The sequence below is a fragment of the Streptomyces sp. NPDC048275 genome, from assembly GCF_040652275.1.
Lineage (GTDB): Bacteria > Actinomycetota > Actinomycetes > Streptomycetales > Streptomycetaceae > Streptomyces.
The window spans coordinates 1-16,737 of record NZ_JBEZLR010000120.1 but is presented as its reverse complement, the minus strand read 5'-3'; the positions used below and the strand labels follow the sequence as shown (position 1 = coordinate 16,737).

Sequence of the window (16,737 nt, the reverse complement as noted above, 5' to 3'; positions counted from 1 at the left end):
CTCACTGGGGCAGAGGATCGGCCGTAGCCTGGCTCATCCGTAGAGGAGGTATGTCTTCCGCGTCCGCCGGAAGGCACTCAACTCGTTCTGCCAGGCAGCCACGATCTCATCGGTCGTCGCCCCCGCGTCGATCATCGTGCGCACGCTCGTGGAGCCGGTCAGTTTGTCGATCCAGTTGTCGGAGCGCCAAGCGAAACCGCTCCAGACCTTCTTGGCGGTCACCAGCAGCGCGATGCCGGTGCGGACAGGGTCGTACGCGGCCCGGTCGTGCACATGGATCTGGACGCCGCCGATCGTCTTGCCCTGGAACTTGGAGAAGGTGGGGGCGAAGTACGCCTCCCTGAAGTGCACACCGGGCAGCTCGAGTCGATTGACCGCATCGGCCCACCGCCGGTCGATCCCCTCCGCGCCGAGCAGTTCGAACGGGCGGGTCGTGCCGCGTCCCTCCGACAGGTTCGTCCCCTCGAAGAGGCCGGTCCCGGAGTACACCAGGGCGGTGTCGGCCGTCGGCATGTTCGGGCTCGGTGGCACCCAGGGGAGGCCGGAGGCGTCGTGGAAGTCCGACCGTTTCCAGCCGGTCATCAGTACGGTGTCCAGCGCCACCGGCTTCGTCAGGAACTCCCCGTTGAACAGCTGCGCCAGCTCCGCGACCGTCATGCCGTGCGCCTGCGCGATGGGCTGCCGTCCGACGAACGTCGCGAACTCCTTGTGCAGAACCGGCCCTTGGGCCGCCCGCCCGGTCACGGGGTTCGGCCGGTCGAGGACCACGAGGTGCTTGCCCGCGAGTTGTGCGGCCTCCATGCAGTCGTACAGCGTCCAGATGTACGTGTAGAAGCGCGCGCCCACGTCCTGGATGTCGAAGACGACGGTGTCCACGCCCGAGGCCGTGAAGATGTCGGCAAGCGGCTGACCGCTCTTCAAGTACGTGTCGTAGACGGGCAGTCCGGTCGCGGGGTCGTCGTGGCGGCCCTCGGAGCCGCCCGCCTGCGCGGTGCCGCGGAAGCCGTGTTCCGGGCCGAAGACGGCGATCAGGTCCACGCGGTCGTCGGCGTGCATGACATCGACGATGTGGCGTACTCCCCCACTCTCGGCTCCGCTCGAGCGGGAGGGGCCCCCACTGGTGACGCCGGTGGGGTTCGTGACGATGCCGATCCGCCGGCCGCGGAGGGTGGCGTAGCCGGTTGCCTGGAGGTGCTCGAAGCCGGTGCGGAGGGGCCGGCCGGGGGCTGCGGTGGCTGCGGTGGCGGGGGTGGCCGCGAGGCCGGCTGCGGCGGTGGCTGTGAGCAGGGCTCGTCGGGACAGGCGCATGGGGACCTCCGTGATGGCGGAAGGCTGGCTCAGGCACGTTAGGGCCTGTCCGGCGGATCATGCCGGAGACGCGGGGTCTGGCGCCGCCGCTTCCCTCCGACTTGATCCGCCGGGCAGGCCCTAAGCGCTCCCGCAGAGGATCGTACGCAGCAGAGGCCGTCTGTCGCCTGTCGCGCGTATGCGGCGGAGCCGCATACGCAGCAGCCCCGCGCCCCTCCCTGGACGAAGCTGCCCCTTCCCTCTCAACATACCGACTGGTTAGTCTGGCGTCGCAGAGCCGATTCGCGTCGCGTCGAAGGAGACCGATGGTGGAAGCCGTGCAGGATGCGGGAGTGGTCGTCACCGGAGCGGGGGGCGGCATCGGGGCCGCGCTGGCCCGTCGTTTCGCCGCCGAGGGCGCCAGGGTCGTCGTCAACGACCTGGACGTCGCCAAGGCCAAGGCGGTGGCCGACGAGATCGGCGGCATCGCGGTCCCGGGCGACGCGTCCGCGATCGTCGCCGAGGCCCGGGAAGCGCTCGGTGGCACGGTGGACGTCTACTGCGCCAACGCGGGGCTCGCCTCGGCCGGCAGCGAGGGGGCCGACGGGAAGGTCTGGGCGCTCGCCTGGGACGTCAACGTGATGGCGCACGTCCGCGCGGCCGAGGAGCTCCTGCCGGCCTGGCTGGAGCGCGGCAGCGGCCGGTTCATCTCCACGGTCTCCGCCGCCGGACTGCTCACCATGATCGGCGCCGCGCCCTACAGCGTCACCAAGCACGGCGCGTACGCCTTCGCCGAGTGGCTCTCACTGACGTACCGCCACCGCGGTCTGAAGGTCCACGCGATCTGTCCGCAGGGCGTGCGCACCGACATGCTCGACGCCACCGGCAGCGCGGGCGACCTCGTCCTCCAGCCGACCGCCATCGAGCCCGAGGCCGTCGCGGACGCCCTCTTCGCGGGGATCGAGGAGGACCGCTTCCTGATCCTGCCGCACCCCGAGGTCGCCGGGTACTACCAGGTGCGGGCCACCGACCCGGACCGCTGGCTGACCAACATGAACCACATCCAGCAGAAGTGGGAGGCGGGCCGGTGACCACCTATGCCGACCGGCCCTGGGTGGCCCTCCTCGACGATGCCCAGAGCGGCCCCGTGAGCCCCGCCGACTCCCTGGTCCACGCCCTGCGCGGGGCCGTGGCGGACACCTCGGGCCGCACCGCCCTCGCCTACTTCGACGGGCGGCTGACCTACCGCGAGGTGGACGAACTGAGCGATTCCGTCGCCGGGCACCTCGCCGCCCGTGGCCTGGGGCGCGGCGACCGGGTCGCGATCCTGCTGCAGAACTCCCCGCACTTCGTGCTGGCGCTGCTCGGCGCCTGGAAGGCGGGCGCGACGGTCGTGCCGGTCAACCCGATGTACAAATCGGGCGAGGTCCGCCATGTGCTGCACGACGCGGAAGCGAGCGCCCTGGTGTGCTCCGACCGCGCGTGGGAGTCGTATCTGCGCGAGACGGCGGCCGACTCACCCGTGCGCATCGCACTCACCGCCTGTGAGTTGGATCTCCAAACCCGCAACGACGCGCGCGTGCTGGGCTTCGAGCGGCTGCCGCAGGCCGCGGACGCCGACGATCTGGTGACGGTGGCCAGGCAGGGACACAAGGCCCCTGAGGGGCGTGACGTCGGCCCGTCCGACATCGCGCTGATCAGCTACACCTCCGGGACGAGCGGCACCCCCAAGGGCGCCACCAACACCCACGGCAACATCATGTACAACGCCGAGCGGCAGCGGACGGGCCTGGGGCTCTCCGAGGCGCCCGTCTACTTCGCGATGGCGCCCCTGTTCCACATCACCGGGATGGTCTGCCAGCTCGCCGCGTGCCTGAACAGCGCGGGCACGCTCGTTCTCGCGTACCGCTTCGAGGCGGGGGCCGTCCTCGACGCGTTCGCCGAGCACCGGCCCGTGTACACGGTCGGCCCCTCGACCGCCTTCATGGCCCTGGCCGCCCACCCCTCCGTCACCCCCGACCACTTCTCGTCCTTCGTGAACATCTCCTCCGGCGGCGCACCGCTGCCGCCCGCGCTGGTGGAGAAGTTCCGGGCCGGTTACGGGCCCTACATCCGCAATGGCTACGGGCTCACCGAGTGCACCGCGCCCTGCGCCTCCGTGCCGCCGGGCCGGGAGGCTCCCGTCGACCCGGTCTCGGGGACACTGGCCGTCGGCGTACCGGGCCCCGACACGGTCGTACGCATCGTCGACGACCTCGGCCGGGACGTGCCGTTCGGGGAGCAGGGCGAGATCCTTGTACGAGGCCCACAGGTCGTGCCCGGCTACTGGCGTCGCCCCGAAGCCACCGCCGAGACCTTCCCGGACGGCGAGCTGCGCACCGGCGACATCGGATTCATGGATTCCCAGGGCTGGCTCTACGTGGTCGACCGCAAGAAGGACATGATCAACGCGTCCGGCTTCAAGGTGTGGCCGCGTGAGGTCGAGGACGTGCTCTACACGCACCCCGCGGTCCGTGAGGCGGCCGTCGTCGGCATCCCCGACGGCTACCGCGGGGAGACCGTGAAGGCGTACATCAGCCTGCGTCCGGGAGCCGAAGAGGACCCCGACGCGCTCGCCGCCTATTGCAAGGAGAGACTGGCCGCTTACAAATATCCGCGGCAGGTGGAGATCCTGCCCGATTTGCCGAAGACGGCGAGTGGGAAGATCCTCCGTCGGGAACTGCGTTCCCGGTCGCACGACTCTCAGTAGACGACGCTTGTCACTCGACTCGCTCGACAACCCTCGGAAGGCAGGTGGCGGCAGTGCCCAGGACGACGGACGGAGACGGTACGCCCGTCCCGCAGCGGCTTCTGGCCGCCGCCACCCGGCTCTTCGCCGAGCGGGGGTACGACCGCACGTCCGTACAGGAGATCGTCGAGGCGGCGGGCGTCACCAAGGGCGCGCTCTATCACTACTTCGGCTCCAAGGACGACCTCCTGCACGAGGTGTACGCGCGCGTGCTGCGCATTCAGCAGGAGCGTCTGGACGCCTTCGCGGATTCCGACGCGCCCGTCGAGGAGCGGTTGCGGGGTGCCGCTGCGGACGTCGTCGTCACCACGATCGACAACCTCGACGACGCGGCGATCTTCTTCCGCTCCATGCACCATCTCAGCCCCGAGAAGGACAAGCAGGTGCGCGCCGAGCGGCGTCGCTACCACGAGCGGTTCCGCGCGCTCGTCGAGGAGGGCCAGAAGAAGGGCGTCTTCTCCACGGCCACCCCCGCGGACCTGGTCGTCGACTACCACTTCGGCTCCGTGCATCACCTGTCGACCTGGTACCGGCCGGACGGCCCGCTCAGCCCGCAAGAAGTCGCCGACCACCTCGCCGACCTCCTGCTCCGCGCCCTGCGCCCGTAGCGCCGGGCCAGGCACAGAGTTTTTCGCCCCCGCCGCCCCTGCCCGTCCCATCCTTCTGGGGCTCCGCCCCAGACCCCGCCAGGCATCCCAGCCCGTCATGGGGGTCCCCCTGCTCGAGCGAAGCCGAGAGCTTGGGGGAGTTCGAGGACGAGCCCTTCGGGCGAAGCGGGGGTCCGGGGGCGGAGCCCCCGGGTATGGGACGGGTAGGGGCGGCGGGGGCGAACAACAGACCGCGCCGGCCCGGCCGACCCCCGCCACCCCGGAGGATCACACGTACTTCTTGATCTCCCGCCGAGCCAACGACCGCTGGTGCACCTCGTCCGGACCGTCCGCGAGCTTCAACGTCCGCGCACTCGCCCAGAGCTCGGCCAGCGGAAAGTCCTGACTGACACCCCCCGCCCCGTGCAACTGGACCGCCTTGTCGAGGATGTCGACAACCGTACGGGGCGTGGCGATCTTGATGGCCTGGATCTCGGTGTGGGCGCCCCTGTTGCCGACCGTGTCCATCATCCAGGCGGTCTTCAGGACCAGCAGACGAAGCTGTTCGACGGCTACGCGCGCGTCGGCGATCCAGTTCTGGACCACGCCCTGCTGGGCCAGCGGCTTGCCGAAGGCCGTACGGGACACGGCCCGCCGGCACATCAGCTCGATCGCCCGCTCGGCCATCCCGATCAGCCGCATGCAGTGGTGGATGCGGCCGGGGCCGAGCCGCGCCTGGGCGATGCCGAAGCCGCCGCCCTCCTCGCCGATCAGATTGCTGACGGGGACGCGTACGTGGTCGAAGACGACCTCCGCGTGCCCGCCGTGAGAGTGGTCCTCGTAGCCGTACACCTGCATGGCCCGCCGGACGTCGACGCCCGGGGTGTCGCGCGGGACGAGCACCATCGACTGCTGGCGGCGGATGTCCGCGCCCTCGGGGTCCGTCTTGCCCATCACGATGAAGATCTTGCAGTCGGGGTTCATCGCCCCGGAGATGTACCACTTGCGGCCGGTGATGACGTAGTCGTCGCCGTCGCGCTCGATGAGCGTGGTGATGTTCGTGGCGTCGGAGGAGGCCACCTCCGGCTCGGTCATCGCGAACGCCGAGCGGATCTCACCGGCGAGCAGCGACTCCAGCCACTGCTTCTTCTGCCGCTCGTCGCCGAACTGCGTGAGCACCTCCATGTTGCCGGTGTCCGGCGCGGCGCAGTTCAGCGCGGTGGGCGCCAAATGCGGGCTGCGGCCGGTGATTTCGGCGAGCGGCGCGTACTGGAGGTTGGTGAGCCCGGCCCCGTACTCGGAATCGGGAAGGAAGAGGTTCCACAGGCCCTGCCTGCGGGCCTCGGCCTTCAACTCCCCGACCACGGCGGGTGTGTCCCACGGAGAGGCCAGCCGTGCGCGCTGCTCCTCGGCGACCGCCTCCGCCGGATAGACGTACTCGTCCATGAAGGCGAGCAGCTTCCCGCGCAGTTCCTCGGTGCGCGCGTCGAATGCGAAGTCCATGCTCGATCAGCCTTCCTGGGAGCCTTCGTGAAGAGTGGTCAGACCGTGCTCGATGAAGAAGGGGACCAGTTCACCGATGCGGTCGAAGCCCGCGCCGACCGTCTGGCCGAGCGTGTAGCGGTAGTGGATGCCCTCCAGGATCACAGCGAGCTTGAACCAGGCGAACGCCGTGTACCAGGCCACGTCGGACACGTCGCGCCCCGAGCGCGCGGCGTATCGCTCGACGATCTCGGCCGGGTCCGGGTGACCGGCGGCCGAAGCGGTCGTGCTGATGGGGGAGCCGGGAAGATCCAGAGGCGCGCTGTACATCACCAGGAGCCCCAGGTCGGTGAGCGGATCGCCGAGCGTGGACATCTCCCAGTCCAGGATCGCCTTGATCCGGTCGTCCTCGCCGATCAGCACGTTGTCCAGCCGATAGTCGCCGTGCACGACGGCGGGCGCGGGGGAGTGCGGCAACGCGCGCCCGAGCGCCGCGTGCAGTTCGTCGATCCCGGCCAGTTCGCGGTTGCGGGACGCGTCCAACTGCTTGCTCCAGCGGCGCAGTTGCCGGTCGAGGAAGCCCTCCGGGCGTCCGAAGTCCGCGAGGCCGACTTCGGCGGGATCCACGGCGTGCAGTTCGACGAGCGTGTCGACGAGCCCGAGCACCGCGTCCCGGGTGCGCGCCGGGCCGAGCGGGGCGAGCTGCTCGGCCGTGCGATAGGGGACGCCTGTGACGAACTCCATCACGTAGAAGGGCGAGCCGAGGACCGACTCGTCCTCGCACAGCAGTACCGGGCGCGGTACCGGGACGGCCGTCGGATGCAATGCGCTGATCACCCGGTGTTCGCGCTTCATGTCGTGCGCGGTGGCCAGCACATGCCCCAGTGGAGGCCGTCGTACGACCCATTTCGTGGTGCCGTCCGTCACCGCGTAGGTGAGGTTCGACCGTCCGCCCTCGATCAGCCGGCCGGTCAGGGGGCCGTGCACCAGACCGGGCTGCTCACCGTCGAGCAGGCCGCGCAGCCGGTCGAGATCGAGACCTGGCGGGTGGTCGGGGCTCATCGTTTCTCCTTCGCGCACGGAAGCCGGACGTGACCATGATGCCGACCAGTCGGTATGTCGTCCAGGGTGTGCGCGAAACGTGATCGGGGTCTCTCCTTCCGGGGGGAGACCCCGATCGGTCGACCGCCTAGTGATCGTCCCAGTGGCCCTCGTGTGCGGCGTGCCGGTGGCCGTCGTGCAGATAGTCGAGGTGGTCGCCGTGCTCGACCGTGGGGTGTCCGCAGCCCGTGCCGTGCTGGTGGCCGTGTGCGTCGTGCGCCATATGGCCACTCGGCTCGCACTCGTCCCAGTGTCCGGAGTGCTCCCGGTGCAGATGGCCGTCGTGGGCGTAGTCGACGTGGTCCCCGTGCGGCACCTCCGCGTGCCCGCAGCCCGGGCCGTGGGTGTGCTGATGGGCCGTGTGTTCCAGGTGGAGGGTGGTCATGGTGCTCACCTTCGTCAGTGGCGTGGGGTGACGCCTCAGGCTAGCGGCAGAAACCACCCAATATCGGACTATTTCGACCAGTCGGTTGGGTCGGGTTCGACCTGTCGGTCAGGTCGGGTGCTCAGAACACCAGCGCCACCGCGCACACCGCGAGGGCGACCGTGTACAGGGTCGCCGCCGTCGCGTGCCGCGGGGCGAGCGCGGGTGGGCCGTCGGAGCCGGAGGCCGCGAGCACCTGAATGCGACGGTGCGCGATCGTCAGGAAACCCAGCCAGAGCCCGCAGCACAGGGCGCAGGCCACGACCGCGATCGCCGACGGGCCGCCGTGCAGGGCCGCCTTCGCCGCGAGCACGGCGACGACGGTGCTCGCCAGGGTCGTACGCCGCCACGCGAGCCGCGTACGCTCCGGCTGCAGCCCCGGGTCGCGCTCCGGGGCGGGTGCCGTCACCCTTCCCAGCCGACGAGAACGACCACGACCATCGCGAGGGCCACGACCGCCACGGCGATGCTCAGCAGTGCGGGGAAGCGGGACACCGGCAGGTCTTCCCCTCTGCGCATCGCCCGCTCGCACGCCACCCAGTGATTGACGGCGCGCAGCGAGCAGAGCACGCCCGCCGCCAGCAGGGCCAGCGCCAGACCGACCCGCCATCCCCAGCGCAGATCCGGCAGGAACTGATCCACGGCGAAGCCCCCGCCGATCAGCGCCAGCGCGGTGCGCAGCCACGCCAGAAAGGTCCGCTCGTTCGCCAGTGAGAACCGGTAGTCGGGCGTCCCGCCCTCCTCCCGAACCCTCTGGGGCGCAAACCACAGGCGGACGTTCCGTACGAGTTCGATCACGCCCAGGACCCTACCGGGGAGTGTTGTCGGTGCAGGTCGTCACGGTCCCGGACCGAATCCCTCGGACCAGGCGTCACGCCCGCCCCGTCCGTCCCTCCGGGCGTCGGTCGCCGCGCCCGGAGGGGCTCAGCCCACTCAGCCCACTCGGCCCGTCGCGCGATAGTCCTTCAGCCGCTGATACGCGGCCAGACCGTCCGGCACCCACGTCCAGTCCGTCAGGCGTCGCTCCACGTCCTCCACGGCGAGGAAGTCGTGCCAGGCGACCTCCTCCACCTGTGGGCTCACCGGGAGGTCGCAGCGCACCTCGTAGACGGCGGACCACCAGGTCCGGCCGGCGCCGTTGTCGTAGAGGAACTTGAAGAGAGGGACGGGCCGGGGGAGACCGGAGACACCGAGTTCCTCCTCGGCCTCGCGCAGGGCCGCGGTGTCGTAGGACTCGCCCGCGCCCACGACCCCGCCCACGAACATGTCGTACAGGGAGGGAAAGACGAGCTTCGTGGGTGTGCGTCGGTGCACGAAGAGCCGGCCCTCGGCATCCCGGGCCTGGATGAACACGCACCGGTGGCGAAGGCCACGCGCATACGCCTCTCCGCGCGGGGACTGCCCGATGACCACGTCGTTCTCGTCCACGATGTCGAGGATCTCGTCAGCGGCACTCATGGTCATATCCAAGCAGCCCCGAGAATCCGGCACCGCCCGAGGCGTCCGCACCGGGCCTGCACCGCCCGTGTCACCGCCCGCCCCGCCGACGTACGGCAACCGGACCCGCCCACAGCATCTGTGCCTGCGCCGGGCGTCCTCAACGCGGCTGGAGATCGACCGCCCGCTCCGTCTTCGCGGTGCCGGGCGGCATCGCGGGGTGCAGGCCGAGCAGCACGATGCCCGCCACGACCGCCGCGAGCCCCGCCGCCTCCCAGGCCAGCGCCCCCGCGTCCATGCGCAGCCGGTCCCCGAGGAACCCGACCCCGCAGATGATCCCGGCCAGCGGCTGCGCCGCGGTGAGTGCGGGCAGCGACATCCGCAGCGGTGCCGTCTCGAAGGCGCTCTGCACCAGCACCAGCCCCGTCACACCGAGCACCAGCACCCCGTACGGCTGCCAGCCGGTGAGCAGCTCGCCCCAGCCGCCCTCGCCGAATCGCTGGCCGCTGACCCGGGTGAGCGCGTCCTGTACGCCGTACAGCAGGCCCGCGGCCAGCGAGAGCAGCACCGGCGTGGCGCTCAGCCGGGACGACCGCTTCGCGTAGGCGGTCAGCAGCAGCGCGAGCCCCACCATGATTCCGATGATCAGCCAGTGCCGCAGCGGATCGGTGATATCGTCGCCGCCCTTCGGCCGGCCCGCGACGATGAACGCCGTGACCCCGCCGGCGAGCAGCAGGAGCCCGGCCCAGCCCTGGCGGCCCAGCGGCTGCTTGGTCTGGTGGCGGGAGAGTGCGAGCGCGAACAGCAGGTTCGTCGCGAGGAGCGGTTCCACCAGGGAGAGCTCGCCCTTGCCCAGGGCGATCGCGCCGAGCACCATGCCGCACACCATCAGCCCGATGCCGCCCAGCCACCGGGGTACCCGGATGAGGTCGAGCAGCAGGCGGGGGGAGAGGAAGTCGCTGAGCGGGGCGTGTGAGGCGGCGTTCTGCTGGAGTACGAAGCCGAAGCCCAGGCAACAGGCAGCGCTCACCGCGAGGACCAGAACGAGAACCGACACGCTGTGTACCTCAATACGTCGGGGACAGAACGGGCCACGGATGCGTATCCCGCCGACTGTAGTGCCGCGATCCGGGGCGCGCACGGGAGTACCCGCAACGGGGCGGTTGACTCGGTCACTCCTCTTGCCGAAGGATCTGACCGATCAGTAACAACGACTGGTCGACCGGCGCCCATGCCTGATCCACCAGTACCGATGTCTTGAGTACCACTGTCTCATCAACACGTGACTATTCCGACGACTCGTGACGAAGCCGACATGAGCCGCCGGATGGCGAGAGGACGGCCGATGGCCTACGACGCAGATGTGATCGTGATCGGAGCGGGTCTCGCGGGGCTCGCCGCGACCGCGGAACTCGTGGACGCCGGCCGCAAGGTGATCCTCCTCGACCAGGAGCCGGAGCAGTCGATCGGCGGCCAGGCACACTGGTCCTTCGGCGGCCTCTTCTTCGTGGACTCGCCCGAGCAGCGCCGGATGCGGATCAAGGACAGCCACGCGCTCGCCCTCCAGGACTGGATGGGCACGGCCGCCTTCGACCGCCCCGAGGACCACTGGCCGCGCCGCTGGGCCGAGGCGTACGTGGACTTCGCGGCCGGCGAGAAGCGGTCCTGGCTGCACCGGCAGGGCGTCCGCTTCTTCCCGGTGGTCGGCTGGGCCGAGCGCGGCGGCTACGACGCCAACGGGCACGGGAACTCCGTGCCGCGCTTCCACATCACCTGGGGGACCGGGCCCGGTCTGGTCGCCCCCTTCGAGCGGCGGGTGCGGGCGGGCGTCGCGCGCGGTCTGGTGCAGCTCAAGTTCCGTCACCGTGTCACCGGTCTGTCCCGCAGCGCGGGCGCCGTCGACACCGTCACCGGCGAGATCCTGGAGCCGTCGGGCATAGCGCGCGGTCAGGCCAGCAGCCGCACGGTCACCGGCGCGTTCGAGCTCAAGGCCCAGGCGGTGATCGTCACGTCGGGCGGTATCGGCGGCAACCACGACCTGGTCCGCGCCAATTGGCCCGAGCGGCTGGGCACTCCGCCCGAGAAGATGATCTCCGGCGTCCCCGCGCACGTCGACGGAAAGATGCTCGCGATCACCGAGGAGGCGGGCGCCCACCTCATCAACCGCGACCGCATGTGGCACTACACCGAGGGCATCCAGAACTGGAACCCGATCTGGGAGAACCACGGCATCCGCGTCCTGCCCGGCCCGTCCTCGCTCTGGCTGGACGCCCGCGGCAACCGGCTGCCGGTGCCGCTCTTTCCCGGCTTCGACACCCTCGGCACGCTCGAGCACATCATGAAGACCGGCTACGACTACACGTGGTTCGTGCTCGACCAGAAGATCATCGGCAAGGAGTTCGCGCTCTCCGGCTCGGAACAGAATCCGGACCTGACGGGCAAGTCGATCAAGGACGTGATCGGGCGGGCGCGCGCCGATGTGCCAGGGCCGGTCAAGGCGTTCATGGACAACGGCGCGGACTTCGTCGTCGAGAAGGACCTGACCGCGCTCGTCCGCGGCATGAACGCGCTCTCCAAGGAGCCGCTGATCGACGAGGCCGCGCTGCGCCGCGAGATCGTCGCGCGCGACCGGGAGATCGCCAACCCCTTCACCAAGGACCTCCAGGTGACGGCGATCCGCGGCGCCCGCAACTACCTCGGCGACAAGCTGATCCGTACGGCCACCCCGCACCGCATCCTCGACCCCAAAGCGGGCCCGCTGATCGCCGTCCGCCTCCACATCCTCACCCGCAAGACCCTCGGCGGTCTGGAGACCGACCTCTCCTCGCGCGTCCTGACCGAGGGCGGCGACCCGCTGGCGGGGCTGTACGCGGCGGGGGAGGCCGCCGGATTCGGCGGCGGCGGGGTCCACGGCTACCGCTCCCTCGAAGGTACGTTCCTGGGCGGCTGCCTGTTCTCCGGCCGCACGGCGGGCCGCTCGGCGGCCAAGGCCGTGAGCTGACCCCACGGGCGGTTTCTTGGCTCGGGCTGGTGCGGGGCGCCGGGGTTCTTCCGAGGGAGCCGTTCCCGGGCGTGGCCGGTCTCTCGGGTCGGCCGTCCGGGACGCGGCGGGTTGCTTGATCAACTCCGGTGTCCGCAGGGCAAGTTGGTGGGTGCGGAGCGTCGGATACCACTTGACTAAAACCCTCAGCCAAGGGTTTGCTGTGCGTGATCACATACTGACTAGCCGCGTCTGTGAGGAAGCCCCGCGGTGTCGCCACCCCCGCCTTCCCTCGGCCGCGGTCGCAAGCGCGCGGCCCAGGTCTTCGACGCCGCCCTCGACGACGCCGAACTCGTCGCCGCGCGCGCCTCGTTGGCCCAGGGGCGGTGGACCGCGGTCCGCGCGCTGCTCGCTGCGACCGGCGACGACTGGGACCGTCGCGGACACCGCGTCACCGTCCTCGCGCAGGAGTCCGCCGCCCTCGCCTGGGCCCGCGACTGGCAGCTCGCCGAACCCGAGTCCGCCGACGCCGCCGCACTGCTCGCCTGTGCCACCGTCCAGCGCGCCCTGAACCGTAAGGATGACCCGGAGCGGGCCCGTGAGGCCTGCCACACCGCGGCCGCGCTCGCGCCCGCCGACCCCACGCCCTGGCTCGGCCTGCTGATCCTGGAGCGCTCCCTCGGTAGCGAGGGCGACGTGGTCAGGCTCTTCGACGAGGTGCGCCACCGCTATCCCGACCACCACCACGCCCACCACCTGATGGTCGCCCGGCTCGCCGAGCGCCGCGCGCAGGCGGGGCAGGACCCGCTGCACGAGGTCTACGACTTCGCGAACTGGGCGGCCGAACAGGCGCCCGCCGACTCGCCGTTGGCCATTCTCCCCGTCGTCGCGCACGCGGAGCGCTACCGCGTGCTCGCCACCATCGGCAGCGAGCCCGCCGATCCGGTCGCCTCCGGGCACTGGGTCGGGCGCCGGGCCCGGCAGGTGATGAAGGCCGCGTTCGACTGGTGGCTGGAGTGGGAGCGCGAGGACCACCCGCGCCGTCACCTCGACCTCAACTTCCTCGCCCACGCCAAGTTCTGCGAGGGCCGGGGCGCCGAGGCCGCCGCCCTGTTCCACCGCATCGGCCCGCACGCCACCCCGGTGCCGTGGTCGTACCCGGACCGCGACCCGTGCAAAGCCTTCCGTGCCGCACGCGCCAGCGCGCTCGGCGCGGCGTGAACTACCTCCCGAGAACCTCGGGACCCGAGAACCCCGAGAACCGTGACCACCACCGGCCATCCGAAAGGACAACCCCGCGATGACGACGGGCAGTTCGAGCACATCGAGCACATCGGGCAGTGCGAGCACGGGTAGACCCGCTGTCGCCGACGGCGGCGGCATCAGTACCTTCAAGGGGCAGGACCGCGCCCTGCGCGCCAACCGGCTGGGTACGGGGGGCCTGCTCCTGTCCGTCCTCGCGGCGACCGCCCCGCTCATGGTGGTCGCGGGTGTCATGCCCACGGCATTCGCGGTGATGGGCATCGTCGGGGAGCCGCTGATCTTCGTCATCCTCGGCGTGGTGCTCGTGCTCTTCAGCATCGGGTACGCCGAGATGAGCCGCCACGTCCACAACGCGGGCGCCTTCTACGCGTACGTCGCCCGCGGTCTCGGCGGCACCGCGGGCGCGGGCGCCGCCGGGGTCGCGCTCGTCGCCTACAGCGCGCTGCAGGTCGGCATCTACGGCATCTTCGGCTTCGAGGTGTCCGGGCTGTTCGCCACCTATCTCGAACTCGAAGTCGCCTGGTGGATACCGGCGTTGGCCGCCGTGCTCGTGGTCGGCGCGCTCTCCTGGCTGAAGATCGACGTCAACGCGCGGGTGCTCGGTGTCCTGCTGGTCGTCGAGGTGGCGCTCGTCGTCATCTTCGACATCGCAGCCGTCGCCGACCCCGCCAAGGAGGGCCTGTCGCTGCACGCCTTCAACCCCGACACGCTCACCGGGGCGGGCGTCGGCACCGCGCTGTGCTTCTGCATCGCCGCCTTCACCGGCTTCGAGCAGGCACCGGTGTACGCCGAGGAGACCAGCCGCCCGCACATCCTCGTACCGCGTGTGATGTTCCTGGCGATCGGCTTCGTCGCCGTCTTCTTCGCGGTCAGCTCCTGGGCGCTGACGGTCGCCGCGGGACCCTCCGGGATCGTCGGGGCCGCGCAGGAGCAGAGCGCCGGACTGCTGTTCTTCCTCACCGAGTCGCGCCTCGGCGGCACCTTCACGGACGTCCTGCACGTCCTCTTCGTGACCGGCATGTTCGCGGCGCTGCTCAGCTTCCACAACGTCGTGGCGCGGTACGCGTTCGCCATGGGCCGCGAAGGACTGCTGCCCCCTGTCTTCGGCCGGACCACCGGCACGAGCGGCGCCCCCGGCACGGGCTCGCTCCTGCAGACCGCCGTCTCCCTGATCGTGCTGGTCGCCTTCGCGGTGACCGACGACAAGCCGGTCGGCGACCCGACGGCGCCCGTGCTGCACCTGTTCACGTGGGCCGGCAATGTCGGAGCGCTCGGCGTCATCCTGCTCATGGCGGCGGCCTCGGTCTCGGTCATCGTGTTCTTCGTCCGCCGCGGAGCCGCACGGGCCCAGGCCTGGCGGCTGGCCACCTCGGCGATCGCCGGCGTCGCGCTCCTCGTGATCGCGGGCTACACGGTCAAGGACTTCGACATCCTGGTCGGGGCCGGTCCGGACTCCGCGCTGAGCTGGGTACTGCCCGCCGTCATCGCGGCCGCCCTGGTCATCGGCGTGATCCAGGGCCTGGTACTGCGCTCCCGCAAGCCCGAGACGCATGCGCGGATCGGACTCGGCAACGAGGCGTTCCAACTGGACAAGGCGGCGGAGTCCGCGTCCTGACCCGGGACCCGACCTGAGAACCGGGTAAGAAGTGGTGACAGAAATCTGACGAGTACCCGCTGCCGCTGGCCTGAAGGGGGTCGCGGGTGCTCGTATGGATGAGTGAACCCTGAACAGCCCGCAGAGCAGGGACCGAACCGTCCCCGGTCGCACACCCCGGCAGCCCCCGGGGCACGGGATCCGCAAGCCCCCGGGACCTGTGTGCCCAAAGCCCCGGAGGCGCGGGAGCCCGAACACGCCGAACACCCCGAAGAGCGTGGCGCGCCGGTCGGCCGCCGGCTCCTGCTCGGCACGCTGGGACTCGGTGCGCTCGGCGTGCTGGCCGCGCCCACGCTCCAACGCGGCCTCGAGTCCCTCTTCGCCGACGACCCCACGGGCCTGACCGACCTGCTCCCCAACGGCGGCGGCTTCCGCTACTACTCCGTGACCGCGTCGGTCCCGCACAAGAGCCCGGCGGACTACCGCCTCACCATCGACGGCCTGGTCGACCACCCCCGCAGCTACACCCTGGCCGACCTCCAGGCACTGCCCCAGACCCGGCTCGTGCACGACGTCCAGTGCGTCACCGGCTGGCGGGTCCCGAGCACGCCCTTCGAGGGGGTACGGCTGTCCCACCTCCTCGACGCCGCGGGAGTACGCTCCACCGCCGGCGCGATCCGGTTCACCTGCTTCGACGGGGCCTACACGGAGAGCCTCACGCTGCGGCAGGCCCGCCGCTCCGACGTGCTGGTGGCGCTCCGTATGCAGGACAAGGACCTCGGCCACAACCACGGCGGCCCCGTCCGCCTCTACGTCGCCCCGATGTACTTCTACAAGTCCGCCAAGTGGCTCTCCGGCATCACCGTCACCGAGGACGTCCGTCCCGGATACTGGGAGAACCGGGGCTACGACGTGGACGCGTGGGTGGGCCGCTCGAACGGACGTGACGATGCACCCACGAGTTGACGACACCCCGGCCAACCCGGGCGTCGCGGCGCACACGGCGCACTCCTCGCGTGTGCCGCGCTTCAGCCGCGCGGAGCGTTGGGTGCACCGGGTGACGGCTCTGCTGATGGGCGTGTGTGTGGCGACCGCGGCGTGCCTGTACCTCCCCATGTTCGCCGAGCTCGTCGGCCGCCGCGCGCTCGTGGTCAGGGTCCACGAGTGGGCGGGCCTGCTGCTTCCGGTGCCGGTCCTGGCAGGCCTGGCCTCCCGCGCCTTCCGAGCGGACCTCGGTCGCCTGAACCGCTGGGGCCCGCACGACCGTGCGTGGCTGCGGGCGGTCCTACGCCGGGACCGGCGCCGCGCGTCGCGTCCCGCGGCCAAGTTCAACGCCGGCCAGAAGACCTACGCCGCCTGGATCGCCGGCGCGACGCTGGTCATGCTCGCCACGGGCCTGTTGATGTGGTTCACCCATCTCACCCCGCTGATGTGGCGCACCTCCGCGACCTTCGTCCACGACTGGCTCGCCCTGACGATCGGCATCGTCCTCGCGGGCCACATCGGTATGGCCCTGGGTGACCCGGAGGCCCGCCGGGGCCTGCGCACGGGTTCGGTGAGCCGGGAGTGGGCGGAACGGGAACATCCCCTCTGGCGCCCCTGAGGGCCGCTCCCGAAGGCCGCCCTAGGGCCTGTCCGGCGGATCAGGTCGCAGGGAAGCAACGGCGCCTGACAGCCCAGGTGAGCGGGGTCTGGTGCGTCCAGCTGCAAGGCGGAGGAGGGCGACGACGCGATGGGGGTCCCCCCTGTTCGAGCGAAGCCGAGAACTTGGGGGAGTCGGCAACCGACGACAAC

The 16,737-nt window shown here is 70.8% G+C and carries 16 protein-coding genes; 8 read left to right on the top strand and 8 right to left on the bottom strand.

The window, feature by feature from the left end:
* Nucleotides 1-33: 33 nt before the first annotated feature.
* On the bottom strand, nucleotides 34-1,308 hold the full coding sequence (locus tag AB0D57_RS41355; RefSeq protein ID WP_362086161.1) for a DUF1343 domain-containing protein: 1,275 nt from the start codon (nucleotides 1,306-1,308) through the stop codon (nucleotides 34-36).
* A gap of 305 nt (nucleotides 1,309-1,613) precedes the next feature.
* On the opposite strand from AB0D57_RS41355, the gene AB0D57_RS41350 reads away from it, so the two are divergent.
* Genes AB0D57_RS41350 through AB0D57_RS41340 form a run of 3 tightly spaced genes read left to right on the top strand, consistent with a single transcriptional unit; the run spans nucleotide 1,614 to nucleotide 4,683 of the window.
* Nucleotides 1,614-2,378: an SDR family oxidoreductase gene (locus AB0D57_RS41350; protein WP_362086158.1), complete on the top strand. Its 765-nt coding sequence runs from the start codon at nucleotides 1,614-1,616 to the stop codon at nucleotides 2,376-2,378.
* Nucleotides 2,375-4,036, top strand: coding sequence for an AMP-binding protein (locus AB0D57_RS41345; protein WP_362086155.1), 1,662 nt, complete (start codon nucleotides 2,375-2,377; stop codon nucleotides 4,034-4,036). Before AB0D57_RS41350 ends, AB0D57_RS41345 begins: the two co-directional genes overlap by 4 nt.
* A gap of 53 nt (nucleotides 4,037-4,089) precedes the next feature.
* Entirely contained in the window at nucleotides 4,090-4,683 is a 594-nt protein-coding gene (locus AB0D57_RS41340; RefSeq protein WP_362086152.1) for a TetR/AcrR family transcriptional regulator, read from the top strand.
* Nucleotides 4,684-4,950: 267 nt separating this feature from the next.
* On the opposite strand, the gene AB0D57_RS41335 is transcribed toward AB0D57_RS41340, so the two are convergent.
* From AB0D57_RS41335 to AB0D57_RS41305, 7 genes are all read right to left on the bottom strand, one after another.
* Nucleotides 4,951-6,165: an acyl-CoA dehydrogenase family protein gene (locus tag AB0D57_RS41335; RefSeq protein ID WP_362086147.1), complete on the bottom strand. Its 1,215-nt coding sequence runs from the start codon at nucleotides 6,163-6,165 to the stop codon at nucleotides 4,951-4,953.
* 6 nt (nucleotides 6,166-6,171) lie between these two features.
* Nucleotides 6,172-7,206, bottom strand: a complete 1,035-nt coding sequence (locus tag AB0D57_RS41330) for a phosphotransferase family protein (protein WP_362086144.1) — start codon at nucleotides 7,204-7,206, stop codon at nucleotides 6,172-6,174.
* Nucleotides 7,207-7,333: 127 nt separating this feature from the next.
* Nucleotides 7,334-7,630: a hypothetical protein gene (locus AB0D57_RS41325; protein WP_362086141.1), complete on the bottom strand. Its 297-nt coding sequence runs from the start codon at nucleotides 7,628-7,630 to the stop codon at nucleotides 7,334-7,336.
* A gap of 121 nt (nucleotides 7,631-7,751) precedes the next feature.
* Nucleotides 7,752-8,078: a DUF202 domain-containing protein gene (locus AB0D57_RS41320; protein ID WP_362086138.1), complete on the bottom strand. Its 327-nt coding sequence runs from the start codon at nucleotides 8,076-8,078 to the stop codon at nucleotides 7,752-7,754.
* Nucleotides 8,075-8,467, bottom strand: a complete 393-nt coding sequence (locus tag AB0D57_RS41315) for a DUF202 domain-containing protein (RefSeq protein ID WP_362086135.1) — start codon at nucleotides 8,465-8,467, stop codon at nucleotides 8,075-8,077. Before AB0D57_RS41315 ends, AB0D57_RS41320 begins: the two co-directional genes overlap by 4 nt.
* Nucleotides 8,468-8,602: 135 nt before the next feature.
* Nucleotides 8,603-9,127 (bottom strand): NUDIX domain-containing protein, encoded by a 525-nt coding sequence (locus AB0D57_RS41310; protein WP_362086130.1) that lies wholly within the window; start codon nucleotides 9,125-9,127, stop codon nucleotides 8,603-8,605.
* A gap of 139 nt (nucleotides 9,128-9,266) precedes the next feature.
* Nucleotides 9,267-10,163 (bottom strand): DMT family transporter, encoded by an 897-nt coding sequence (locus AB0D57_RS41305; protein ID WP_362086127.1) that lies wholly within the window; start codon nucleotides 10,161-10,163, stop codon nucleotides 9,267-9,269.
* A gap of 288 nt (nucleotides 10,164-10,451) precedes the next feature.
* Between AB0D57_RS41305 and AB0D57_RS41300 the strand changes: the two genes are divergently transcribed.
* The 5 genes from AB0D57_RS41300 (at nucleotide 10,452) to AB0D57_RS41280 (ending at nucleotide 16,546) form a co-directional block, all read left to right on the top strand.
* Nucleotides 10,452-12,107 (top strand): FAD-binding dehydrogenase, encoded by a 1,656-nt coding sequence (locus AB0D57_RS41300; RefSeq protein ID WP_362086124.1) that lies wholly within the window; start codon nucleotides 10,452-10,454, stop codon nucleotides 12,105-12,107.
* Nucleotides 12,108-12,356: 249 nt separating this feature from the next.
* The gene (locus AB0D57_RS41295) at nucleotides 12,357-13,307 is read left to right on the top strand and encodes a hypothetical protein (RefSeq protein WP_362086121.1); all 951 of its coding nucleotides are present in this window, start codon (nucleotides 12,357-12,359) and stop codon (nucleotides 13,305-13,307) included.
* A 79-nt stretch (nucleotides 13,308-13,386) separates the two neighbouring features.
* Entirely contained in the window at nucleotides 13,387-14,964 is a 1,578-nt protein-coding gene (locus AB0D57_RS41290) for an APC family permease (RefSeq protein WP_362086118.1), read from the top strand.
* A 201-nt stretch (nucleotides 14,965-15,165) separates the two neighbouring features.
* On the top strand, nucleotides 15,166-15,909 hold the full coding sequence (locus tag AB0D57_RS41285; protein ID WP_362086114.1) for a molybdopterin-dependent oxidoreductase: 744 nt from the start codon (nucleotides 15,166-15,168) through the stop codon (nucleotides 15,907-15,909).
* Entirely contained in the window at nucleotides 15,893-16,546 is a 654-nt protein-coding gene (locus AB0D57_RS41280) for a cytochrome b/b6 domain-containing protein (protein ID WP_362086111.1), read from the top strand. The genes AB0D57_RS41285 and AB0D57_RS41280 overlap by 17 nt, the downstream gene beginning before the upstream one ends.
* Nucleotides 16,547-16,737 lie beyond the last annotated feature (191 nt).